A 23051-nucleotide genomic window follows, 5' to 3' on the forward strand; every position below is an offset into this window, starting at 1 on the left:
CGGCTCAGCGCAGGGTCGAGCCCGCTCTGCCCTTGTGGACGCGGAGTTGCGCCGGGATGCGGACCCGGAGTTCGGCCACGTGGCTGACCACGCCGACCGCGCGGCCTCCCTCGCGCAGGGAGTCGAGGATGTCGAGGACGTCGTCGAGGGTCTCCTCGTCGAGGGTGCCGAAGCCCTCGTCGACGAAGAGGGTGCCGATCTCCGCGCCGCCCGCTTCGGCCGCGACCACGTCGGCGAGGCCCAGGGCCAGGGCCAGTGACGTGATGAAGCTTTCGCCGCCCGAGAGGGTGGCGGGGTCGCGGTCGACGCCGGTCCAGGCGTCGAGGACGCGCAGGCCCAGGCCGCCGCCCGAGCGGCCCCGGTGCCCTGCCGTCTTCTTCACGTCGTACTGCAGCAGGTAGCGGCCGTCGGACATGTGGGTGAGGCGTTCGTTGGCGGCGTCGGCGACCTGGCGGAGGCGTTCGCCGAGCACGTAGGACGACAGCGGCATGTCCCACTGGTTGTCGGGCGAGGTGCCGTTCGCGAGTTCGGCCATCCGGCGGGCCAGCCGGTGGCGGCGCTCCGCCGGGGCGCGGCGGGCCTGGGCCTCGGCGAGTTCGGCCGCCAGCGCCGTGAGCTGGGTAAGGCGGGCGACGGCGCTGTCGCGGGCGGAGACCTGGACCGACCGGGCCGCGTCGGCCTCGTCGTGGGCCTGCTGGAGACCGTGGAGGTCGGGCGGGGGCTGGGCGGCGGCGGCCGTCAGCTCCGGGTCGGCGAGGGTGCGGACGACGGCGGCCAGTTCGGCGGCCAGTTCGCGCAGGCGGCGGCCCATCTCGTCGATCTCGGCGGGGGTGCGGCGGGCGGCGGCCAGGTCGTCGAGGCCGGCGAAGCCCGCGTCGACGGCGGCGGCCAGCGCGGCGGTCCTGGCGGCGGCGAGTTCGCGCCGCGCCTCGGTCAGGGCCTCGGAGACCTCGGCGGCGTGGCGGTGGGCCTCGGCTTCGGCGCGGAGACGTTCGGCCCGCTCGTAGATGGAGGCGTCGTCGCCGCGCAGCCGGCCGAGGCGGGTCGTGAGGTCGGACTCCTCGAGGGCGAACCGGCCCCGGGCCGCGCGGGTCTCCATGAGGAGCGTGGTGTCGGCGCTCTCCTTGACCTTCAGCTCGCCGACCTCGCGGGTCAGGTGCTCGGCGGCCTCGCGGGCGGCGAGCCGGCCGTCGAGAACGGCGGCGAGCTCCTCGACCGCCTGCCGCGTTCTGGCCAGCAGGGCCTGCGCGGCCGGAACATCGGGCCAGACCGCAGGGTCAGCCCTCAGGGGGCGGACGTCGCTCCCGAGGTCGACGGCCTCGGCCTGCTTTTCACCCGCGAGCTCCCGACCGCCCCCCACACGAACCGGGTCATCGTCAGGATCGGTCTCGATGCCCAAGCCGGCGCCGTCAGGACTGGCGAGGCCGGTGCCCCTCGTCGTGGCCGCGACCTGGCGGCGTGCTTCGTCGAGGAGGCCGGTCAGGGTGGTCGTCTTCGTCTCGGCCGCCAGGGCCGCGCCGATCGCCATCGCCTCTGCGGTCAGGCGGGTGCGGCGGGAGGAGACCGTCTCGCCCGGGTCGAGCGCCGCCGACAGCCGGACCTCGATGCGGCCTTCCTCCTCGGCGAAGGTCTGCTGCCGGGTCTGGAGTTCCCGCAGGGCGAGGGCGGTCTCTGCCTCCGCTTCGCGGACGTCGCCGAGGGCCGCTTCCAGGCGGGTGACCTCGTCGCGGTGGGCAGGTTCGCGGGCGGCGGCGGCCTCCACGACCGCGAGGTCGGTTCGGGCCTCCTCGCGGGCCTGTTCGGCTTCGGCCTGGGACAGGCCGTCGGCGGTGTCGGCGGCGCGTTCGTGGCGGCCTTCGAGGCTCGCGACCGTCGACTCGGCCGCCTCTCTGGCCGACTGGGCGGCGTCGGCCTCCGCCTGGGCGGCCTCCTCGTCGTCGGCGGTGGCCATCTCGGACGACGGCTCGGCCGGGGCCGGGTGGTCGGGTGAGCCGCAGACGGCGCACGGGTCGCCCTCGGCCAGGCGGGCGGCCAGTTCGGCGGCCATGCCGTCGATTCTGGCCTGGCGGATCTCCTGCAGGCGGTCGACGGCCGACTGGGCGGCGTCGACGGCGACGCGGCGGGCGTCTTCGGCCAGGGCCAGGTCGGCGGCGAGTTCGTCGCGGCGGATCACCGCTTCGAGGCGCTCCTCGGCGGCGACCAGGCGGGCTCGGGCCGAAGGCAGGGCCGCGGCCTGTTCGCGGCTGCTCGCCAGGCGGGCGGCGGCCTCGGCCAGGAGGCCGGGCAGGGTGGTCAGGCGGTCGGCTAGTTCGGCCTCCACGCCCGCCAGGCGGGCGGCCTCGGTTTCGGCGGACTCGCGGTCGGCTCTGAGCGCGGTGAGGCGTGCTTCTTCGCCGTCGAGGGCGTCGAGGCGGGCGAGTTCGTCGCGGCGGTCGCGTTCGAGGGCGGTCAGCTCCGGTTCCGACAGGGCCGGGTGGCCCGCCGCCTCGCGGTCGGCCATGGCGGCGGCCAGGTCGGCGGTGATCGTGTCGCGGCGGCGTACGGCTTCGAGCAGGTCGGCGGCGCGCGAGCGGGCGGCCTCGGCTCCGGGCAGGGCGGCCTCGGCGACCGCGGCGGCGGCGCGGCGCTGCTCGGCCTCGGAGAGCTCGGCGGTGGCGGCCTCCAGGCGGTCGGCCGTCTCGCGGAGGCCCTTCTCCAGGGTGGCGATCTCGGCGTTGAGGTAGGCCTGTTCGCGGATCACGCCGTGGAGGCGGGCCTCGTCGCCGAGGGCCTCCTCGAGGCGGATCAGTTCGTCGCGGCGGGTGCGTTCGGCGCGGCGGTGGTCGGTCTCGGCGAGGCCCGACGTGCCCGACTCGAAGGCCGCCGAGGCGGTCGACGCGGTCTGTTCGCGGGCGGTCAGCTGGTCGAGCAGCGGGACGACGCGGGACGCCGACGCGGCCTCTTCCAGGATCGTCTCCAGGTCGGCGCGTTCGTCGGCGCGGGCCTCCAGCTCGTCGTGGCGGATGCGGGCCGCCGTGTGGCGGCGCTGCCGGTCGGCCAGGTCGCGGGCCTCGGCCAGGCGGTCGCGGGCCTGCCGGAGGGCCTCGTCGGAGACCGCCGCCTCGGCCGAGGTGACGGCGGCAGAGGCGGCGGAGAGCAGGGCCGACGACCATTCGAGCGGGTCGTCGGATTCGCCGGCGAGCGCGGCCAGTTCGGGGCCGGCCGCGCCGCGCATGCGGTCGGCGCGGGCGCGGACCTCGTCGGCGAGGTGCTCGGCGACCCGGCCGGTCTCGCGGCGGTGGTCGGCGAGCCACCTCTCCATGTCGGTGAACACCCGGACGGTGAACAGCCGCTCCAGCAGCTTGCGGCGGTCGTCGCCGGAGGCGCGCAGGAACCGGGCGAACTCGCCCTGCGGCAACATCACGACCTGGCCGAACTGCTCGGCGTTCATGCCGAGCAGGCCGCCGATGAAGTCGCCGGCCTCGTCGATGCGGGTCGTCACCGGGGCCCAGTCGCCGTCGCGCAGCTCCTGGACGATCACCTTCGCCTGCTCCTGGGTGGTGCCCTGCCCCCGGAGCTTCGGCCGGGCCCAGGCGGGCGAGCGGGTGACGCGCAGGGTGCGGCCCCGGATCGTGGTCTCCAGCACCACCTGCGGCCCCCGGCCCGGGGGCGCGTGGTCGCAGCGCAGCGACCGGGCGTCGTTGCGCCGGCCGGGCACGACCCCGAACAGGGCGCAGCAGACGGCGTCGAGGATGGTGGTCTTGCCCGCGCCCGTGGGGCCGTGGATCAGGAAGAGCCCGGCCTCGCCGAGCCGGTCGAAGTCGACCTCCTCGGTGCCGGGGAAGGACCCGAAGGCCGAGATCGTCAGCCGGTGGAGGCGCATCAGGCCATCGTCTCCCTGATGCGGCAGGCCATCGCGGCTTCTTCGAGCACACGTCTCTCGTCGGGGTCGGCCGCCTCGCCGCGGACCTCGCGGACGAAGTCGAGCGCCACGTCGATCTCGGGCCGCCCGGCCAGCCGGGGACGCGCGGGCGCGGCCTCGGGCACGTCGTCGGGGGCGAACTGGAGGTCGACGGTGTGCGGGAAGCGGGCCCGCAGCCGCTCCATCGCGGCCTTGGGCCGGACCGGGTCGGTGAGGGTGGCCTGGATCCAGTCGTCGGAGGGCGGGAGCGCGAGCAGGTCGTCGATCCGGCCCCGGAGCCGGGCCAGCCGGCGCGGCACCGGCGCGGGCACGAAGTCGATCGGGCCGCCGAGCTCGACCAGCCACGACCCCTTCACGTGGTCGGTCTCGGAGAAGGAGTAGGCGATCGGGGAGCCGGAGTAGCGGACCGTCTCGCTCATGGTCTGGCGGCCGTGGAGGTGGCCGAGGGCCGTGTAGGCGGCGCCGTCGAAGACCCGCAGCGGCACGTGGGCCACCCCGCCGACGGTGATGTCGCGCTCGCTGTCGCTGGCCGCGCCCCCGGTGACGAAGGCGTGGGCCAGCACCACCTTCTCGGGGGCGGCGTCGTCGAGACGTACCCGGTCCATGACGTGGGTCATGGCGGCCGTGTGGGTGCGCTCGGGCAGGTTCCACGGGGTGCGGACGAGCTCGGGCTCCAGGTAGGGAATCCCGTAGAAGGCGACGTCGTTCACGACGATTGGGGACCACGCGCGGTGGGGGTCGGTGCGCAGGTGGATGCGGTCCATCAGACCGGCGCCGAACCCGAGCCGGACGGGCGAGTCGTGGTTGCCGCTGATGATCACGGTGTGGACGCCGAGACCGCGTAAGCGGCGCAGCGTCTCGTCGAACAGGGCCACCGCGTCGACCGGCGGGAGCGCCCGGTCGTAGACGTCACCGGCCACCAGCACGACGTCGACCCGCTCGGACCTGGCGGTCTCGACCAGGTGGTCGGCGAACGCCGCCTGGGCCGAGAGCAGGCTCTCGCGGTGGAAGGACCGGCCCAGGTGCCAGTCGGACGTGTGCAGCAGCCGCATGGCGCACGAAGCTAACAGGTCTCACCGACAAATTGGGCCTCCCCTGAGACAACGGGATCACGTAATGACTTAACCTGGCGACCAGGGGGCATCGTAAGGAGGAAGGCACGACTCGGAATATGGACCATCCATCGGGGAGCGGCCTGATGACCATTGGGCGGGGCACGCTGACGATTCTCGCCGGCGTCCTCGTGGCGCTGCTCGGAGTGATCGGCTACCTCCTGCCGCCGCCCGCGTTCGATCCGCCGCCCCTGGAGCCCCCGGCCGCCTTCCGCGACCTGCCGGCCCAGCCCGCCGCCGAGACCCGCGCTCCGGCGACGGTCTATCCGGTGACCACCGAGACGATCACCGTGCCGGTCGAGGGCGACAACCTGGTCACCACGATCCGCACCCCGCAGGGCCCCGGCCCGTTCCCGGCGATGGTGTTCGTGCAGGGTTCGGGCTCCGGCGACCGGGGCGAGTTCACCTCCCAGGCCGAGTGGCTGGCCCAGCACGGCATCGTGACCCTCGCCTACGACAAGCGCACCCACGGCTACTCCTTCCGCAGCCGCGACTTCGCCCTGCTCGCCGACGACGCGGTGACCATGATCGACCTGCTGCGCGAGCGGCCGTCCACCGACCCGGCGCGCACCGGGTTGTGGGGGGTCAGCGAGGGCGGCTGGGTGGTGCCGATCGCGGCGTCCCGGCACCCCGAGATCGCCTACACGGTGCTGGTCTCCTCCCCCAACGTGTCGCCGATGCGGCAGGTCGCCTGGGCGCTGAACGAGCAGCTCCTGCGGCTGCACGCGCCGACCGGGGTGCGCGACCTGCTGACCCGGGCCATGGGCGGGGTCGGTTTCGACTTCCTCCGGTACGACAGCGCGCCCGCCCTCCACGGCATGCGCCAGCCCACCCTCGCCCTCTACGGCACCGGCGACCCGTCGATCCCGTTCGTCGAGAGCACCCAGACCCTCATCGACGCCAAGCCGGTCGACAACTACACGATCCGCTTCCTCGCCGGGGCCGACCACGCGATGCGGCGGCACGGCGGCCCGTTCGTGCCCGACTACCTGCCGACCCTGGCCAACTGGATCAACGGCGTGCCGGCGCAGTCGCCGGTCAAGATCGCCGGCGCGAAACCGGTCCAGCGCTACGAGGCCACCGACGTGCCCGCCGCCCCCTGGTACGGCGCCAGCACCTTCCTCGGCCTCACTTTGACCCTGGCCGCCTTCGGCTACGTCGCGGCGCCGGTGACCGAGATGTTCGTCCGGTTGCGCGGCCGTGACCTGCGGCACCAGACCAACACCCACGTGTGGCCGCCGATCCGGCGGCGGTTGTGGCGGATGATCTGGACCAGCCTGGCGCTGCTCGCCTCGGTGCTGGCCTTCATCATGCTGATCGTGCTGTTCTCGGTGAACCAGGCGGGCGCCTGGCCCGCGGTGCAGGCCGGCTGGCTGGTGGTGCGGGTGCTGGCGGTGGTGATGCTGGCGCAGGTGGTGGGCGCCACCGGGGCCGTGCTCGTGGGGCTGCGCGACGGCTGGGAGGTGACCCCGTCGCAGCAGGTGTCACTGACCGGCGTGCTCGGCGGCACCGCGCTGATGCTGGTCACCGCCGCCTACTACGGGCTGTTCGGCTTCCCCTGGTAGGGCGTAGGCCAGCCAGCGGTCCATCTCGTCGAACACCTGCTTGCGCACGGGTTCGGCCGACAGCACCAGGTCGTGGACGCCGCCCGCCACCCGGACCACCGTGACGCGGGGTCCGATGCGGGTGGCGTACCGGGCGATCTGCTCGACGTCGAGCACGGTGTCGCTGTTGCGCACCTCCGGCGCGAAGTCCTTGACCCGCAGGCTCTGGTCGGAGCAGAGCACGAGCACCGGCGCGTCGACCCTGAGGCCGCCCTGCAGCCGGTGGTGGGCGCGGCGGATCGCGGCCAGCCAGGCGGCGTGGACGGGGAAGCCGCCGAGGGGCTTCCAGTCGAGGTCGTAGTCCCATTCGCCTTCACGGGACAGGTGGATGCTGTCGCCGTAGACCGTGGAGACGCCCACGGGCAGCACCGCGCGGGCGGGCAGCCGGGCGAACACCCCCTTCAGCGCGTCGGCGACGCCCTTGACCAGGACCGGCACGTTCAGATCGAGGAACGGGCTGTTCAGCAGCAGCGCCTGGACCAGCCCCCGGCCGCGCACCCGGTCGGCCCACAACGCGGCGACCAGCCCGCCGGTGGAGTGCCCGTTGACGACCAGTTCGTCGTGGTCGGCCCGGATGATCGCGACGGCGGCGTCGATCTCCGGGAAGTACTCGGTGACGCTCCGGACGAATCCCCGCGTCTGGTACGGCAGCAGCGACCGGCCGTACTTGCGCAGGTCGAGGGCGAAGAACGAGACGCCCTGGTCGACGTAGTGGTCGGCCAGGTGGGCCTGGAAGAAGTAGTCGGTGAAGCCGTGCAGGTAGAGCACCGCGCGGCGGGCTCCCGGCACGACCCGGCGGACCAGCGTCGCGACGACCTCGCCCTCGTCGTCGGGCGGAAGGGGGATGGCGACGACGTCGTAGTCAGCGCCCAGGATGTCCTCCGACATGGGGTCAGAGTACGCGAACCGGGTGAATCGGCCGCGAACTCGCCGGTGTCTGGAAGGTAAAGGCGTTCGGCGTCCTCGGACGGTTCAATGTAATCGTGGCGACACGGTCCGTGACCACGTAATCGAGCATCTTCGGGGATGGGCGTGCGGAAACCAGGTCAGGTGATCGGATGGGTCGCGTTGTCGGTGCTGTTCCCGGGGGTGGCCCATCTGCGGGCGGGCTGGCGGCGGACCGGCGCGTCGGTGCTGGCGGTCTATCTGTCGGGCGTCGCGGTGGTCATCACGGTGGCGGCCCTCGCGGGGGCCGACCTGGCCGGGCGGCTGATCGGCCGGCTCGGGCTGCTGGCGGTGATGTCGGGCACGCTGGGCGTGGCCTGGTTCGTGCTCGTGGTGCACTCCTACGTCGTCCTGCGGCCCGGCCGGTTGTCGATGCCGGGGCAGCTGATCTCCGGGGTGCTGACGGGCGTGCTGGCGGTCGGGTCGGCGCTGCCGTTCGGGCTGACCGCCCACTACGCGGCCGTCTCGCAGCGCACCATCGACGGCCTGTTCAAGAGCTCGGGCGAGATGCCGGCCGGTGAGCCGTTCGGCGGCCGCGACCGGGTCAACATCCTGCTGCTCGGCGGCGACCTGGCCGGCAACCGGGTCGGGGTGCGGACCGACAGCATCAACCTGGCCAGCGTCGACGTGCGCACCGGCCACACGGTCATGTTCGGGCTGCCGCGCAACCTCGAAGGGGTGCGCTTCCCCGAGGGCAGCCCGATGTACAACCACTTCCCCTTCGGCTTCCGGCTGCCGAGCGGCCCCGACGGCGCCCGCGAGGACCTGCTGTTCTCGGTCTGGGAGTACGCCGACCAGCACCCCGAGATCTTCGGCGGGCGCACCGGCATGGGCCCGGCGACCCTCAAGGAGACGGTCGGGGAGATCCTCGGGCTGCACGTCGACTGGTACACGCTGGTCAACATCGGCGGCTTCGCCAAGATCATCGACGCGATCGGCGGCCTGGAGCTGACCGTCGACCGCAACGTCGTCTACGGCCGCCGCAACGAGGGCCTCATCCCGGCCGGCACCCGCAGGCTGACCGGCGAGCAGGCGTTGTGGTTCGCCCGCTCGCGCACCTTCTCCGACGACTACGCGCGGATGAAGCGGCAGAAGTGCGTGTTCGCGGCCCTGCTGGCCCAGGCCGAACCCGCCACGGTGCTGGCCCGCTTCACCGAGATCGCGGGCGCGACCGAGGGGCTGCTGCAGACCGACATTCCCGGCCCGATGCTCGAACACCTGGTGCCGCTCGCGGCCAAGGCCAAGAAGGCCGGGGTGACGAGCATCCAGTTCGTCCCGCCGATGATCAGCACCGCCTCGCCCGACTGGACGTTGATCAGGAACACCGCCGCGCGGGCCCTCACGGGCGGCGGCGGCGCGTCGAGCAGCTCGCCGAAGGCCCCGCGACTGGCCGAGGGCTGTGCGCCCTAACGAAGGGCGAAGCTGTCGCGGGCCATCCGCCTGACCCGCTCCTCGTCGACCGTGTGGCCCAGCCCCGGCTGGGTCAGCGGGATGGCGACCACTCCCCCCGACGCGCCGACCGGCGGGTCGACGATCTGGGCGTTCCTCGGGGGCTCGGTCACGTCGCTCGGGAGGGTGCAGCCCGGCAGGGCCGCCACCGCGACGGTCGCCGCGCGGGCCAGGCCCGCGCCCCGGCCGTCGGCGCAGGTGATGTCCCAGCCGGCCCGGCGGGCGCGGTCGTGGGCGGTCTTCACGGCGGCCAGCGAGCCGAAGAGCGAGGGCCGGAGCATGAGGGCCCGCCCGGCCCGCGCCGCGATCGCCTCGTCGAGCTCGGCCAGCGACCGGGCCTCCACGACGACCGGGATGGACAACCGCGACTGCAGCTCGGCGCTCAGGTCGAGGTCGTCGCAGGGCCGCTCGATGCCCGACAGGTCGTATCCGGCCAGCGATTCGAGCTGCCCGATCTCCGTGTACGCCCGCCGCGCGTCGACCGTGATCGCCAGCGCCGGGTAGGCGGCCCGGATCGCGCGCAGCGGCTCGACGTCCCAGCCCGGGTGGATCTCGACGGTGACGTGGGCGTACCCGGCCCCGACGAAGCGGTTGACGCCGTCGACCGCCGACTGCAGCGACCGCACGGCGGGCAGCCGGACGGTGGCCATGAGCGAGGTGCGGGTGCCGCCGATCGCGTGGGCCAGCGGCACGCCCGTCATCCGGGTCGCCAGATCCCAGCAGGCCATGTCGGCGGCGGTGCCCAGCGCGGGCAGGTCGTGGGGGGTCTCCCAGTCGACCCCGATGAGGATCTGGGCGAGGCTCTCCTCGAGAGTGCTCCAGACCTTGGGATCGGGGTGGACGACCTCGCCCCACCCGGCCATCCCGCCGTGATCGGTGAGCTTGACCAGGATGCTCTCCGGACGCCTGCCGTAGGGCAGGACCAGCCGGAACACATCGACCTCACGGACACGCGGCACGGACGGCTCCCCCTCGTTCTCAGGCTTCCATGGTGACACGCCGGGACAGCAGCGCCCCCGCCAGCGCCATCGCCACGAGCAGGGCGAAGCAGACGGCGTAGGCCCCGGTCGAGGTCAGGATCGCCCCCGTGACGGCCACCGCGACCACGGTCACGCCCGACTCGCCGACGCTGAGCGAGGCGCTGTTCCTGCCCTCCTCGCCGGGCTTGGAGAGCTCCAGGACCAGCACCGACAGCGTCGGGTAGATCATCCCGATGCCGAGCCCGCAGACCACCCAGCCGATGAACGCCACCCACACCGGCACGGCCGGCAGGAACGCCAGCGCGGTCACCGAGATCCCGGCGACGACCAGCAGGTGGCCCGCCCAGAGCCGCAGCACCCGGCCGCCGGGGTACTTGCCCTGCAACCACGACCCGGCCGACCAGGCCAGCGCGCCGCCGGTGAGCGCGATGCCCGCCTCGGTCAGCGTCAGGCCGCGCTCCCTGGTCAGCATCAGCGGCACGAGGACCTCGGCGGCGAAGAACGCGGCCATGCTCAGGCCGCGGAGCGCGACCACGGTCGGCAGGCCGCGGGCGGCCCGCAGGGTCCCGCCCGGCACCAGCATCGGCAGCGCGACCAGCAGCACGGCCAGGCCGACCGCCATCAGCGCGTAGTTCGACTCGCCCGACCCGTATTGGAGCACCGCCGCGCCCACGGCCGCGCCGCCGCCCCAGGCGAGCCGCGCGGCGAACGGGCCGGTGTCGGCCCGCTCCCCGTCGCCGGTGGAGGGCTCCCGGGAGGCCAGGCCGCGCCAGAAGATCGCCGCGGCCGGGAGCGCGATCACGGCGACGCCCAGGAAGACGGCCCGCCAGGTCCACGCCTCGGTGACCGTGCCGGTGATGGCCGGGCCGACCACCGACGGCAGCACCCAGGCGGCGGCCAGCAGCGAGAAGACCTTCGGGTGCATCGCGCCCGGGTAGACCCGCGCGACCAGGACGTAGACGGCCACGTTGAACAGGCCGCCGCCCAGGCCCTGGAGCAGCCGCCCGGCGATGAAGACCTCCATCGTGGGGGCCAGCCCGGCGATGACGAGGCCGGTCACGAACATGCCGAGGCCGGCCCAGAGGGGCTTGTCGGGGCCGGAGACGTCGCCCCACCGGCCGCCGGCGACCGTGCCGACGAGGGCGGCGGCGACCGCGCCGCTGAAGGCGAGGCTGTAGAGGCCGAAGCCCTGCAGCTCCTTGCCGATCTCGGGCATGGCGGTCGCGACCGCCAGGTATTCGAACGCGACCAGGACCATGAGCGCGGTGATGCCGGTGCTCAGGGCGCGGTAGCGGGCCGAGAAGACGGCCGGCGGCGGCGACGTGGATGTCATGACGGAAACCATGATTCGGACATTACGGAAGGAGAGCGTACCGGGCATCGGGCCGTGGCCCCAGGGGCCATGGGACCTTGGTCGGACGCCGTTTGGACCCTTCTGACCTGGTGACGCCGGGGTGGCCGGGCCCCTGACGTGGGGTTCGCATCGTCGTGATCCTCCGTTGTGGTGGTCCTAGGTCTGCAGGTCCGCCGTCGCGGCGCGGGGCGGGAGCGGGTGGCCGGCGCCGGATGCGGCGGGACGCGGGGGCGGCGGGCGGGGCCGGGGTGGGCGGAGCCGTAACGGAAAGCGCCTTTCAGCTGGTTCGCCGGCCCTCGCCCAGGTTGCGTTCGGCCCAGGCGGTGAGGTCGCGGCGTTCGATCGCGGCGGCCATGAGGTCGGGGAAGGCGTCGGGGGTGCAGGCGAAGGCCGGGACCCCCATCGCCGCCAGGGCGGCCGCGTTCTCGTGGTCGTAGAAGGGCGCGCCCTCGTCGGACAGGGCCAGCAGGACGACCACCTGGACGCCGGCCGCCGTCATCGCGGCCACCCGCCTGAGCATCTCGGCGCGCACGCCGCCCTCGTAGAGGTCGCTGATCAGGATGAAGATCGAGTTGGCCGGGCGGGTGATGAGGCCCTGCGAGTAGGCGATGGCGCGGTTGATGTCGGTGCCGCCGCCGAGCTGGGTGCCGAACAGCAGCTCGACCGGGTCGTGGAGCTGGTCGGTGAGGTCGACGACGGCGGTGTCGAAGACGACCAGGGACGTCTTCAGCGACCGCATCGAGGCCAGCACCGCGCCGAACACGCTCGAATAGACCACCGAGGCGGCCATCGAGCCGCTCTGGTCGATGCACAGCACCACCTCGCGCTGCACCGACTGCTGCTTGCGGGCGTAGCCGACCAGGCGCGACGGCACGACCGTGTTGCGGTCGGGCAGGTAGTTCTTGAGGTTGGCCCGGATGGTCCGGTCCCAGTCGATGTCGGCCGGGCGCCGGGGGCGGTTGGTGCGGGCGGCCCGGTTGAGCGCGCCGGTCACCGCCGCGCGGGTGCGGTGCTGGAGCTTGCGTTCGAGCTCGTGGACGACCTTGCGGACCACCACCCGGGCCGACTCGCGGGCCTGCTCGGGCATCACCCGGTTCAGCGACAGCAGGGTGCCGACGAGGTGGACGTCGGGCTCCACCGCCTCGAGCATCTCGGGCTCCAGGAGCAGGCGGCTCAGGTCGAGGCGGTCGATGGCGTCCTTCTGCATGACCTGGACGACCGTCGACGGGAAGTAGGTGCGGATGTCGCCCAGCCAGCGCGACACCCGGGGCGCCGAACCGCCCAGCCCGGCCGAGCGGGGCGCCGACTCGCCGTCGCCGTCGAGGTCGTAGAGGGCGGCCAGGGCGGCGTCCATGCCGGCGTCGTCGCCCGTCAGGCCGCCGAGGCCGCCGCCGGCGCAGTTCTCGGCCTCGCCGCCCAGGACCAGCCGCCAGCGGCGGGCCCGCTCGTCGTCGTGCACGTCCATCAGCCGCTCCCCAGGATGCCCATGACGGTGCGCACGGCCGGGGCGGCGCGCTCGTCGTCGTACACGGTGTCTTTCTCGGTGGCCGCGCCCGAGCGGACGCGGCTCGCGATCGAGCGCCGCTCGGGCGGCGCGAAGGAGCCGAAGGTGCGCCGCAGCAGCGGCAGGACCTCCACGAACGCGTCGCCGCGCAGCCCCACGAGCCAGTCGTCGACCATGGCGAGCAGGCGCGGGTCGTGGACCAGCAGCAGGCCGCCGCCCGACAGGAAGCCCTCGATCCAGGCCGCCGCCCGCGCGGGCGGGTGGGCCAGCGAGACGGCCCGCGACATGCGCGCGTCGGCGTCGGCGAGCCGGTCGCCGTCGAACAGGATCCGGACGATCCGGCCCTCGATGATCCCGGGCAGGCCGGTCCGGTCGGCGAGGCCGCGCAGCGCGCCCAGCCAGCGCTCGCGCCCCTCGTCGAGCAGCGCGGAGGCGCCGGTCACGGCGTCGATGTGGGCGACCATGCCGCGCGCGTTCTCGTCGTCGAGGCCCGACACGGCGGCCGACAACCCGGCGCAGATCCGGGCCAGCAGCGACGTCGCGATCACGGCCAGCCCCTCGGCCGGGGTGCCCCGGACGTCGCCGTAGCGCTGGGCCCTGACCAGCGCGGGCAGGGCGGCCATGAGGTGGCGGATGTCGGTGTCGACGGCGGCCCGGTCGCCGATCGCGGCCAGCACGGCCGGCAGCGATTCCGGCAGGTCGGCGAGCAGCGCCCGCTCGACGAGCCCGGTCAGGTCGGCCAGCGCCGCGCCCTCACGAGCCGCCACCTCGGCGATCCTCGCGGTCGCGGCGGCCGGCACGGTCACCCCGAGCGGCGCGGCCTCGATGAGCGAGATGTCGAACTCGGGCCGCCACTGGAGCGCCCACGCCTCCTTGAACGTGCCCTTGCCCCGGGTGTGGCGGGGCTCGCCCCACGGGACGTTGAGCAGCCGGAGCCGGTGCAGCAGGCGGCTGCGGTCGAGGTCGAGCGGCTTGCGCAGGTCGAGTTCGAGCTCCCGGTCGAGCGCCTCGGGCTTGAGGCGGAGCCGCCGCTGCTCCTCGCGCAGGTGCCGTTGCAGCGGCACCATCGGCGTCGAGTCGGGCACGTGGCCGAGCCGCTCCCCCACGACCATGCGCCGCTGGATCAGCTCGACCGGCAGTTCGTCGCCCTCGCACAACACGGCGCGGGCGGCCTCGGTGACCTCGGCGAGCCCGGCGAGCGGCCGGTCGCGGACGACCGCCAGGCTCTGGGCCAGCCGGACCGACTCGATGACGTGGGCCGAGGAGACCGGGATGCCCTCGTCGCGCAGCACCCCGGCGGCGGCGGCCAGCCAGCGTTCGACCGGGCGGTCGGGGGTGGCGAACAGGTGGGCGTACCAGCCGGGCGAGGTGACGCCCGCGCCGTATCCGCCCCAGTGGGCGAGCCGGCCGTGGGTCCACGGCACCCAGGTCATCTCGGCCTTGACCTTCGGCAGGCCCTTGAGGATCCGGTCGTCGGCGGCGGCCGGGCCGATCGTGGTCAGCGCCGGGACGTGCCACGCGCCGCACACGACCGCGATGTTCCCGAACCCCTCCTTGATCGCGACCCGGACGGTCCGGCGCATGTACGCCTCCCGCCGGGCCTCCCGCTCGTCGGGGGTGTAGCCCTCGCGGACGGCCGCCATGGCCTCGGCGATGACCTCGAAGGGGGTGTCGCCCCGGTGCTCGACGGCGTCCTCCCACCAGCGCTCGGGGTCGTCGTACCCGGCGGCCGCGGCGAGCGAGGCGATGGGGTCGACCCGGACGACCTGGGCCGGGGTGACGTCGCCGTCGCCCTCCTCGGGCTCCTTCTCGGCCAGCGAGTGGGCCGCCGGGAGGTCGCAGAAACGGGCCGGGATCCCGGCCTCGGCCGCGTAGCGCAGGGCCTGCCATTCGGGGGAGAAGGTCGCGAACGGCCAGAAGGCGGCCTTGGCCGGGTCGCCCGGCACGTGGGCCAGCAGCGCCACCGGCGGTTCCATGCCGGGGTCGGCGGCCAGGGCGACCAGGCCGTCGGCCTCCGGCGGGCCCTCGATCAGCACGAGGTCGGGCTTGAGTCGGGCGAGTTCGGCCACCACGGCGCGTGCGGAACCAGGGCCGTGGTGGCGGACGCCCAGCAGGGTGATGGTCATCGGTCAGCCGGCGTCCCGGCAGGCGCGGTAGAAGTCACGCCACTCCTCGCGTTCCCGGACGACCGTCTCCAGGTACTCCTGCCAGACGACCCGGTCGGACACCGGGTCCTGCACGACCGCGCCGAGGATGCCGGCCGCGACGTCGGAGGGCCGCAGCACCCCGTCGCCGAAGTGGGCCGCGAGGGCGATCCCGCTGGTCAGGACCGAGATCGCCTCGGCGGTCGACAGGGTGCCGCTGGGCGACTTGACCTTGGTGCGGCCGTCGGAGGTCACCCCCGAGCGCAGCTCGCGGAAGACCGTGACGACGCGGCGGATCTCCTCCAGGCCCGCCGGGGTCTCGGGCAGCTCCAGCGAGCGGCCGAGCTGGGCGACCCGGCGGGAGACGATCTCCACCTCCTCCTCGGCCGAGGCCGGGACGGGCAGCACGACCGTGTTGAAGCGGCGGCGCAGCGCGCTCGACAACTCGTTGACACCCCGGTCGCGGTCGTTGGCGGTGGCGATGACGTTGAAGCCCTTGGCCGCCTGGACCTCCTCGTTGAGCTCGGGGATCGGCAGCGTCTTCTCCGACAGCACGGTGATCAGCGCGTCTTGCACGTCGGAGGGCATGCGGGTCAGCTCCTCGACCCGGGCCAGCCGGCCTTCGGCCATCGCCCGCATCACGGGGCTGGGGGTGAGCGCCTCCCGTGAGGGGCCCTCGGCGAGCAGGCGGGCGTAGTTCCAGCCGTACCGGACGGCCTCTTCGGCGGTTCCCGCGGTGCCCTGCACGAGCAGGGTCGAGTCGCCGGAGACGGCGGCGGCCAGGTGTTCGGACAACCAGGTCTTGGCGGTGCCGGGCACGCCGAGCAGCAGCAGCGCGCGGTCGGTGGCCAGGGTGGCGACGGCGACCTCGACGATGCGGCGCGGGCCGATGTACTTCGGCGTGATCACCCCGCCGGGGTGGCTCGCGTCGCCCAGGATGTAGGTGGTCACCGCCCACGGCGACAACCGCCAGCCGGGCGGGCGGGGCCGGTCGTCGTGCTTGGCCAGGACGGCCAGTTCGTCGGCGTACTGGTCTTCCGCGTGGGGCCGCAGGACGGTGGGGGTCGTCACGAGAACTCCTTGATCATGTCGGAACGGAAGCGGAGCAGGGCGGCGGCGGTCTGCAGTTCGCCGATGTCGGGCAGCTGGTCGAGGTCGTAGTGGCCGGCCGGGTCGAGCCGCTCGCCCGCCAGGCGGGCCAGTTCGCCCGCGTTCCACGGCTGGGCGGCGGCGATGTCGGCGACCCGCTGGAGCACGGCGGCGGCGAGCGGGCCGCTCCAGGGGCCGGGCACCCCGCCGAGCATCATGATCAGCTGGCCGTCGACGTTCCCGGCGCGGACGATCTCGGCCGCCCGCCACGACCGTTCGTCGGGCGGCAGCACGGCCAGCAGGTCGGTCAGCGGCTCGACGTCGAACAGGGCGCGGGCCCAGACCGGGTCCTCCTGCAGGATGGCGGCCCGGATCCAGCCCATGTGGATCTCCCGGGCCCAGTCGCCGATGGTCATCCGGACCAGCTCGGCGGGGTCGGCCCCGAGGTGGCCCGGCCAGAACCGCAGCGGGGTGTGCGCGACGACCTGCTGCAACCACCAGCTGCGCGGCCCGGTGCCGGCCGGCGGCCGCGACCGCACGCCGTCGCGCTCCATGACGGAGTCGCAGGCCGTCGGCGCGACCGCGCTGAGCCGGGAGCCGTCGCGGACGAGCAGCGGCGCGGCCCGCGCGGCCATGCGCTGCCCGAGCCGGGAGTCGGGCAGCTTGGTGAGCAGGTCGGCGGCGGCCTGCCGGACCTCGCGGCGGCGGTCGTCGAGCGCCTTCTCCAGGAAGGGCTCGTCGGCCATGGTCAAACCGTCGGCCAGGACCGCGACGAAGGCGGCCCGGTCGTCGGGGTTCTCCTTCGCCCAGGTGACTTCGAGCAGGTCTCTGGCCTCGCCGGCGGAGGCGGCGCGCAGCGCGGCGAGGAACGCCTGGCGGTCGCCGCGGGTGCCGAACTCCCACGGGCCGTGGTCGAGCCCGGCCGGCACGTCGCCGGAGCTCTCCTGGAGCAGGTAGCCCCACTCGGGGTTGAGCCCGGCGAGCCAGCGCCCCCGGGCCCCCGCCACGACGGCGAGGTCGGCCCTGATCGACCGGTCGCGCGCCCCGGCCGTGAGCAGCTGCGGCAGCAGCCGCGCCGGGACCCGCAGCGACCGGCGGGCCGCCAGGCCCAGCCATTCGGGCAGCACCCGGGGGAACTCCCCGCCGAGCAGCCGGGCCAGCCGGTCGGCGGCCTTCGCCGGGACCGGGGCCGCGCCGTCGCCGGGCGCCTCGGCGAGCGGGCTCCCGCCGCCGGGCTGCTCCCCCGCCCTGCGGGCGACGACCTGCGCGGCGGCCTGTTCCAGCAGGTCGAACGGGGAGTCGAGGCCGCGCCGCTCGGTCCCGACGAGAGCGGTGGAGACGAGCTCGTTCCACCCGTTGCGCCGATCGAGCCTCACAGGACCACCACCTCGTCGTTTTCGTCCCACGTCGTGAGTGGACGCAGGCCGTCGGGAGTCCATTCCACGGCGACCGTCACCGGACGGCCGCCCGAGACGGCGACCAGCTTCCACGGGTCGCCCGCCGACGCGTGGAGCCGCAGGCCCTGGCCCGAGTCGCCCAGCAGGCACCAGGCCTTGCCGTCGCGGCCGACCCGGGCGCCGGTGATCACCAGCGGCCACGACTCGGTCCACGGGTCGCGGGTCAGCACGTCGGCGACCAGCTGCGGCACGCCCTCGACGGCCACCCCCGAGGCGGGCGACCGGGCGGGCACGGCCGCGCCGTAGCGGTCGGCGATCAGGGCCCGCAGCGGCGCCGCGCCCGGGTAGTAGGAGACGTCGGCGTCGACCCGGGTGCCGAGCACCAGGGAGGCGTCGAGCGGCTGGCCGGGCGGCGCGAACGACAACACCAGGGCCAGGCGGCCGGTCGCCCGGCCGTGCAGCCAGACGCGGCGCGAGAGCAGCCGGTCGCGTTCCTCGTCTCGGAGGGCGATGACCTGCCATTCGTCGCGGATCGGCGGCAGGGCCAGCACGGTCTCCTTGGGCACCTGGTAGCCGACGCGCTGGCGTACGGTCTCGCGCAGGTCGCCGGGCAGTTCGGCGGCCCGCCGGTGGGCCACGGCCAGCAGGTGGACCATGGCGTATTCGCCGAGCAGCCGCCCCGGCCAGTTCTCGTCGCGGAAGACCCGGGTGAGGCCGGAGAAGGTGCCGGCCAGGCCGGGGGCCTGCGCGTCGACGAGGCGTTTGGCCAGGTCGCTCCACTCGGCCAGGCCCGTCTGGCGGGCGTCGGACAAACCGCTCGCGACCTGGTCGGACAACCAGCGTTCGAGCTCGGCCAGGCCGGCGGTGACACGTTCTTCGCGCTGCCGGGCGCGGTTCTCGTCGGGCTTGGCGGCGGCGGGTTCGGCTCTCTCGGCGGCCTTCTTCTCGGCGGCCTTCTCGGCCTTGGCGGCGCGCTGGCCGAACCACTCGGCCGCCCAGGGGGCGAGTTCGGCGGCGGGCGGGACCCCGTCGGCCGACCACAGGAGGAGCAGGCCCAGCGCGTGTTTGCACGGGAACTTGCGGCTGGGACAGCTGCACCGGTAGGCGGGCTCGGACAGGTCGACGCACGCCTGGTAGGGCTTCGAACCGGACCCGGCGCACTCGCCCCACAACGCCGATCCGTTCACCCCCATGGCGGACCACTTCCTGGGCGCGCTCACCCCGCCGGCCGCCTTCTGGGAGGCGGCGTCGGGCGCGAGCGCCAGCACCTGGTCTCGACTCCATCGTTCGGTCACGCGCCGCACCCTAGCCGCGCCGGGCGACAAAACGTGCAAGATCACAAAGAGGGCCCGGGGTTCTGTCGGTGTGACGTGCCATACTCGCAGCGTGGTGGGCCGAAAGACACAAACCGGGCTTGTCGGGCGCGGGTTCCAACTCGACCGGCTGTCCCGGGTGCTCGACGCCGCGACCGGGCGGATGGCCGGGGTGGCGCTCGTCGGCGGCGACGCCGGCATCGGGAAGACCCGCATCGTCTGCGAGCTGAGCGAGATCGCGCGCGAGCGCGGATTCACCGTCCTGGTCGGGCAGTGCGCCGAACTGGGCAACGCGCTGCCCTATCTGCCGCTCGCCGACGCGCTGCGCAGCGCCGATCTCCGGTCGGCGCTCGAATCGCGGCCGGTGCTGCGGCGGCTGCTGCCGGGCGCCGACCCCGACGGGTCCGACGCGCTCAGCGGCGCGCTGGCCCAGCAGCGGCTGTTCGGGGCGACGCTGAGCCTGCTGGGCGAGCTGGCCGACGAGCGGCCGGTGCTGATGGTGTTCGAAGACCTCCACTGGGCCGACCACTCGACGCGCGACCTGCTGGTCTTCCTGACCCGCATGCTGCAGCGCGAGCGGGTGGTCCTGGTCGGCACCTACCGGACCGACGACCTGCACCGCCGCCACCCGCTGCGGCCGGTGCTCGCCGAGCTCCAGCGGCTGCCGCTGGTCGTGCCGGTCGAGCTGCCGCCGCTCGACGACGAGGCGATGGCGACCCACCTGACCGCCCTCGGCGGCGGCAACGCGGGCCTGATCGGCGGGGTCGTCGGGCGGGCCGGCGGCAATCCGTTCTTCGCCGAGGAACTGCTCCAGGCCGCGTCGAGCGGCGACCGGCTGCCGGCGACGCTGGCCGACCTGCTGATGGCCCGGGTCGAGGGGCTGTCCGACACCGCCCAGCAGGTGCTCCGGGTCGCGGCCGTGGCCGGGCGGCGGGTCGACCACGACGTGCTGCGCGCGGCGGCGGGGCTTGCCGACCGGCCCCTCGAGGAGGCGCTGCGCGAGATCGTCTCGCGCGGGCTGCTCACCGTCGACCAGCACATCGGCTACGACTTCCGCCACGCCCTGCTCCAGGAGGCCGTCTACGACGACCTGCTGCCGGGCGAGCGCACCCGCCTGCACATGACCTTCGCGGCGCTGCTGACCGAGTCGGGCGGCCGGGCGGCCGAGCTGGCCCACCACTACTCTGCCGCCCACGACGTGCGGGGCGCGCTGATCACCTCGCTGGAGGCGGGCCTGCGGGCCACCCAGATGGGCGCCCCGGCCGAGGCCAACCGCCACTTCGACCGGGCGCTCGAGGTGTGGGAGCAGGTGCCCGACGCCGACGCGCTCACCGGCACCACGCGGGCGCGGCTGATCCTCGACAGCGCCGCGGCGGCGGCCGACAGCGGCGACAACCACCGCGCCATCGCCCACCTGCGGCGGCTGCGCCAGCTCGTCACCGAGCCGCTGCTGGTGGCCGAGACCAACGAGCGGCTGGCCTGGTACCAGGCCGACGGCGACGACTTCCACGGCATGGCCGAGGCGGCCCAGGCGGCGGTCGACGCCGTCGACGACGGCCCGGAGACGCCGCTGCTGGCCCGCGCGCTGGCCACCCACGCCCGCACCCTGTGGATCGCCGAGCGGGTGACCGACGCCCAGGAGGCCGCCGCCCGCGCGCTCGAGGTGGCGCGGCGCACCGGGTCGATCGAGGCCGAGTCGGCGGCGCTGGTGGCGCTGGGCATCCAGCAGGAGTCGCTCGGCGACCCCGACATGGCCGAGGAGCTGCTGTCGATGGCGGCGGCCAAGACGTCGGGGTCGTTGTCGATGGACCTGCGTGCCCATTTCAGCCTTGCCCGGCTGCAATACGAGCGGGGCGACCTCGACGCGGCGGCCGAATCCGCCGAGGCGGGGTTGCAGGTGGCCCGCGAGAACGGCCTGATGTGGAGCACGTTCGGCACCGACCTGCGGTTCCTGCGCTACCTGATCTCGTTCGCGGCCGGCGACTGGGACGCCGCCGAGAAGCGGGCCGCGATGTTCGGCGTCCGGGTCGGCACCCCGCCCGAGGCGCTTTTGTCGTCGTTCGCCCTGTTCGTCGAGGTCGGCCGGGGACGGGCGGTGGCGGCCGAGCGGCTGCGCTGGCTGGAGCCGTTCTGGGGCGCCGACGACCTGGTGACCTACATGACCCGCGGCATGGCGGCCGAACTCGCCCTCTGGAAGGGCGACCCGAAGGAGGCCCTCGGCCACGTCGACGCGGTCGTGGCCGTGCAGCAGCCCTACGACTCGGGCCTGATCCGCATCTCGGCGGTCGGCCTGGCCGCCCTCGCCGACCTGCCCCCGGGCGACCCCGCCCGCGAACGCGGCGACGAGTTCATCGAACGCGCCCGCTACGCCGCCACCCACGGCCCCACCGGCCCGTGGACCACACTCGGCCCCGAGGGCCGCGGCTGGGCGGCCCGCGCCGAGGCCGAATGGCACCGCTTGTCCGGCACCGCCACCCCCGAGGCGTGGGAGAAGGCGGTGACCGCCTTCGACGGCGGCTTCCCCTACGAACAGGCCCGCAACCGCTGGAGGCTGGCCGAGACCCTGCTCGAAGCGGGCGACCGCGACCGCGCCCGCGCCGAGTGGCGGCAGGCCGTCGAGGTGGCCGACCACCTGGGCGCCGCCCCCCTGCGCCACGCCCTCGACCTCCTGGGCCGCCGCGCCCGCTTCACCATGCCCGACACGACCGAACCGGAACGGGCGAGCGTGCTCGACACCCTGACCGGCCGCGAACGCGAGGTCCTGGCCCAGGTGGCCGCGGGCCGCTCCAACCGCGAAATCGGCGAACGCCTGTTCATCAGCCAGAAGACGGCGAGCGTCCACGTCTCCAACATCCTGGCCAAACTCGGCGCGGCGACCCGCACCCAGGCCGCCGCCATCGCCCACCAGGAAGGCGTCACACCCCCCACCGACTGAACCGCCGTCGTCGATGCGGGCCCGCTCAGCCGCTGAGGTCCCGCGCGCCGTCGTTGATCCGGGCCGCTGAACCGCTGGGGTTCGCGCATGGGCGTTTTCTTTACGGCTCCCGCCCACCCCAAGACGCCACGACCACCCGGCATCACGACCGCCGAACCGCCCACGCACCGCGCCCCGGCCGTGGGGAAGATCGATACGCTCGGCACGCACGTGACGCTGGAGGGAGCCGACATGCAGAAGCCGCCGCTGGCCGAGGAGCTCGGGCTGGAACCCCACCCCGAAGGGGGATGGTTCGCCGAGACCTGGCGGTCGCCGGTGATGTTCTCCCCCGACGGCTACGACGGCCCGAGGCACAGCGCGACCGCGATCTACTTCCTCCTCGAATCCGGCGAGGAGTCCGCCTGGCACGTCGTCGCCTCGGCCGAACTCTGGTTCTGGCACCGGGGCGGCCCGCTGGTCCTCACCTTCGGCGGCGACGGCGACCAGCCGGAGCCCGGGGAGAGCGTCGTCCTGGGCCCGGACGTCGAGCAGGGCCAGCGACCCCAAGTGCTCATCCCACCGGGCGTCTGGCAGGCGGCCCGGCCGGCGGGCGACGAGGGTGTGCTGGTCAGCTGCGTCGTCTCCCCCGGCTTCGAGTTCGGCGACTTCCGCCTGGCCGAGTAACCCGAACTCAGAGCCGGGCGAACAGGCTGAACGCCTCAGGCCGGCCGTGTGGTGATCCTCGCGTGGAGATGCATGTCGTGCCAGCCGTTGGCATGCAGCAGGGCGCTGTGCAGGATGCCCTCCAGGACGAAGCCCGAGCGTTCGGCCACCCGGCACGATGCCGGGTTGGCGATGGCGTGGCGGAGTTCGAGGCGGTGCAGGCCCAGGTCCTCGAGGGCCCAGCGGGTCACCTCGGAGACGGCGGCGGTGGTGCCGCCGCGGCCTCGGCCCTCGCGGAGGGTCCAGTAGGCGATCTCGCCCAGGCCCAGGCCGAGGTCGACCAGGCGGAGGGCCACCCGGCCGACGGGCCGGCCGGCGTGTTCGACCACCCAGGACGCGCCGGTCTCCAGGGTCCAGCGGGCGCGCCAGCGGGCGATGACGGTCGCGGCCCTGGCGGTGTCGGCCTCGTGTTCCAGGTTCCACAGGCGGATGTCGGGGTCGGCGAAGGCGGCCATGACGATCGGCTCGTCGCCCGACTCGCGGAAGGGGCGCAGCCGCAGGTCGCCGGTGGTCAGCGTGGGCTGGGGGCGGTCGCGCATGGAACCGGCGGGGACGACCTCGGGGATGACGTACACCCGCCCATCCTGCCGCCCGGAATAGGGTGAACAGCACGCGCACGACG

At 74.3% G+C, this 23051-nt stretch carries 15 protein-coding genes; 4 read left to right on the forward strand and 11 right to left on the reverse strand.

Annotated features, from left to right (window positions below; all coding sequences use genetic code 11):
- Positions 1-4: 4 nt before the first annotated feature.
- Positions 5-3862, reverse strand: a complete 3858-nt coding sequence (locus tag AW274_RS03195) for an AAA family ATPase (RefSeq protein ID WP_062429158.1) — start codon at positions 3860-3862, stop codon at positions 5-7.
- Positions 3862-4953, reverse strand: coding sequence for an exonuclease SbcCD subunit D (locus AW274_RS03200; protein ID WP_062429160.1), 1092 nt, complete (start codon positions 4951-4953; stop codon positions 3862-3864). The genes AW274_RS03195 and AW274_RS03200 overlap by 1 nt, the downstream gene beginning before the upstream one ends.
- 146 nt (positions 4954-5099) lie before the next feature.
- On the opposite strand from AW274_RS03200, the gene AW274_RS03205 reads away from it, so the two are divergent.
- Complete coding sequence (locus tag AW274_RS03205) at positions 5100-6578, forward strand: alpha/beta hydrolase family protein (RefSeq protein WP_062429162.1); 1479 nt, start codon at positions 5100-5102, stop codon at positions 6576-6578.
- On the opposite strand, the gene AW274_RS03210 is transcribed toward AW274_RS03205, so the two are convergent.
- Positions 6498-7505, reverse strand: coding sequence for an alpha/beta hydrolase (locus AW274_RS03210; protein ID WP_062429164.1), 1008 nt, complete (start codon positions 7503-7505; stop codon positions 6498-6500). The genes AW274_RS03205 and AW274_RS03210 overlap by 81 nt on opposite strands.
- 162 nt (positions 7506-7667) lie before the next feature.
- Here AW274_RS03210 and AW274_RS03215 point away from each other — a divergent pair, with 162 nt between their 5' ends.
- Positions 7668-8972 (forward strand): LCP family protein, encoded by a 1305-nt coding sequence (locus AW274_RS03215; protein ID WP_062429166.1) that lies wholly within the window; start codon positions 7668-7670, stop codon positions 8970-8972.
- Here AW274_RS03215 and AW274_RS03220 read toward each other — a convergent pair.
- From AW274_RS03220 to AW274_RS03250, 7 genes are all read right to left on the reverse strand, one after another.
- Positions 8969-9970: an enolase C-terminal domain-like protein gene (locus AW274_RS03220; RefSeq protein WP_062429168.1), complete on the reverse strand. Its 1002-nt coding sequence runs from the start codon at positions 9968-9970 to the stop codon at positions 8969-8971. The two genes, AW274_RS03215 and AW274_RS03220, sit on opposite strands and share 4 nt — an antisense overlap.
- 19 nt (positions 9971-9989) lie before the next feature.
- Entirely contained in the window at positions 9990-11324 is a 1335-nt protein-coding gene (locus AW274_RS03225; RefSeq protein ID WP_232319958.1) for an MFS transporter, read from the reverse strand.
- Positions 11325-11622: 298 nt separating this feature from the next.
- Positions 11623-12810, reverse strand: a complete 1188-nt coding sequence (locus AW274_RS03230; RefSeq protein ID WP_062429171.1) for a VWA domain-containing protein — start codon at positions 12808-12810, stop codon at positions 11623-11625.
- Positions 12810-14975 (reverse strand): DUF5682 family protein, encoded by a 2166-nt coding sequence (locus AW274_RS03235; protein ID WP_062429173.1) that lies wholly within the window; start codon positions 14973-14975, stop codon positions 12810-12812. Before AW274_RS03235 ends, AW274_RS03230 begins: the two co-directional genes overlap by 1 nt.
- 3 nt (positions 14976-14978) lie before the next feature.
- Entirely contained in the window at positions 14979-16064 is a 1086-nt protein-coding gene (locus tag AW274_RS03240; RefSeq protein WP_062429175.1) for an ATP-binding protein, read from the reverse strand.
- The gene (locus AW274_RS03245; protein ID WP_062429177.1) at positions 16061-17458 is read right to left on the reverse strand and encodes a DUF5691 domain-containing protein; all 1398 of its coding nucleotides are present in this window, start codon (positions 17456-17458) and stop codon (positions 16061-16063) included. The genes AW274_RS03240 and AW274_RS03245 overlap by 4 nt, the downstream gene beginning before the upstream one ends.
- The gene (locus AW274_RS03250; RefSeq protein ID WP_062430101.1) at positions 17455-18774 is read right to left on the reverse strand and encodes an SWIM zinc finger family protein; all 1320 of its coding nucleotides are present in this window, start codon (positions 18772-18774) and stop codon (positions 17455-17457) included. The genes AW274_RS03245 and AW274_RS03250 overlap by 4 nt, the downstream gene beginning before the upstream one ends.
- 91 nt (positions 18775-18865) lie before the next feature.
- Between AW274_RS03250 and AW274_RS03255 the strand changes: the two genes are divergently transcribed.
- Together AW274_RS03255 and AW274_RS03260 are read left to right on the forward strand one after the other, a co-directional pair.
- A complete protein-coding gene (locus AW274_RS03255; protein WP_062429179.1) occupies positions 18866-21727 on the forward strand; it encodes an ATP-binding protein in 2862 nt (953 codons plus the stop codon).
- A gap of 87 nt (positions 21728-21814) precedes the next feature.
- The gene (locus AW274_RS03260; RefSeq protein ID WP_198168994.1) at positions 21815-22390 is read left to right on the forward strand and encodes a cupin domain-containing protein; all 576 of its coding nucleotides are present in this window, start codon (positions 21815-21817) and stop codon (positions 22388-22390) included.
- 35 nt (positions 22391-22425) lie between these two features.
- Here the strand turns inward: AW274_RS03260 and AW274_RS03265 are convergent, their stop codons facing one another.
- A complete protein-coding gene (locus AW274_RS03265; RefSeq protein WP_198168995.1) occupies positions 22426-23004 on the reverse strand; it encodes a GNAT family N-acetyltransferase in 579 nt (192 codons plus the stop codon).
- Positions 23005-23051: the final 47 nt, after the last annotated feature.

Origin of the sequence: Herbidospora daliensis (assembly GCF_001570585.1) — a bacterium.
GTDB lineage: Bacteria > Actinomycetota > Actinomycetes > Streptosporangiales > Streptosporangiaceae > Herbidospora > Herbidospora daliensis.

Excerpts from the sequence above, each read along its gene's own strand:
- AW274_RS03235 (WP_062429173.1), bottom strand. The coding sequence starts at position 14,975 with ATGACCATCACCCTGCTGGGCGTCCGCCACCACGGCCCTGGTTCCGCA.
- AW274_RS03200 (WP_062429160.1), bottom strand. The coding sequence starts at position 4,953 with ATGCGGCTGCTGCACACGTCCGACTGGCACCTGGGCCGGTCCTTCCAC.
- AW274_RS03260 (WP_198168994.1), top strand. The coding sequence starts at position 21,815 with ATGGGCGTTTTCTTTACGGCTCCCGCCCACCCCAAGACGCCACGACCA.
- AW274_RS03225 (WP_232319958.1), bottom strand. The coding sequence starts at position 11,324 with ATGACATCCACGTCGCCGCCGCCGGCCGTCTTCTCGGCCCGCTACCGC.
- AW274_RS03230 (WP_062429171.1), bottom strand. The coding sequence starts at position 12,810 with ATGGACGTGCACGACGACGAGCGGGCCCGCCGCTGGCGGCTGGTCCTG.
- AW274_RS03205 (WP_062429162.1), top strand. The coding sequence starts at position 5,100 with ATGACCATTGGGCGGGGCACGCTGACGATTCTCGCCGGCGTCCTCGTG.
- AW274_RS03210 (WP_062429164.1), bottom strand. The coding sequence starts at position 7,505 with ATGTCGGAGGACATCCTGGGCGCTGACTACGACGTCGTCGCCATCCCC.
- AW274_RS03195 (WP_062429158.1), bottom strand. The coding sequence starts at position 3,862 with ATGCGCCTCCACCGGCTGACGATCTCGGCCTTCGGGTCCTTCCCCGGC.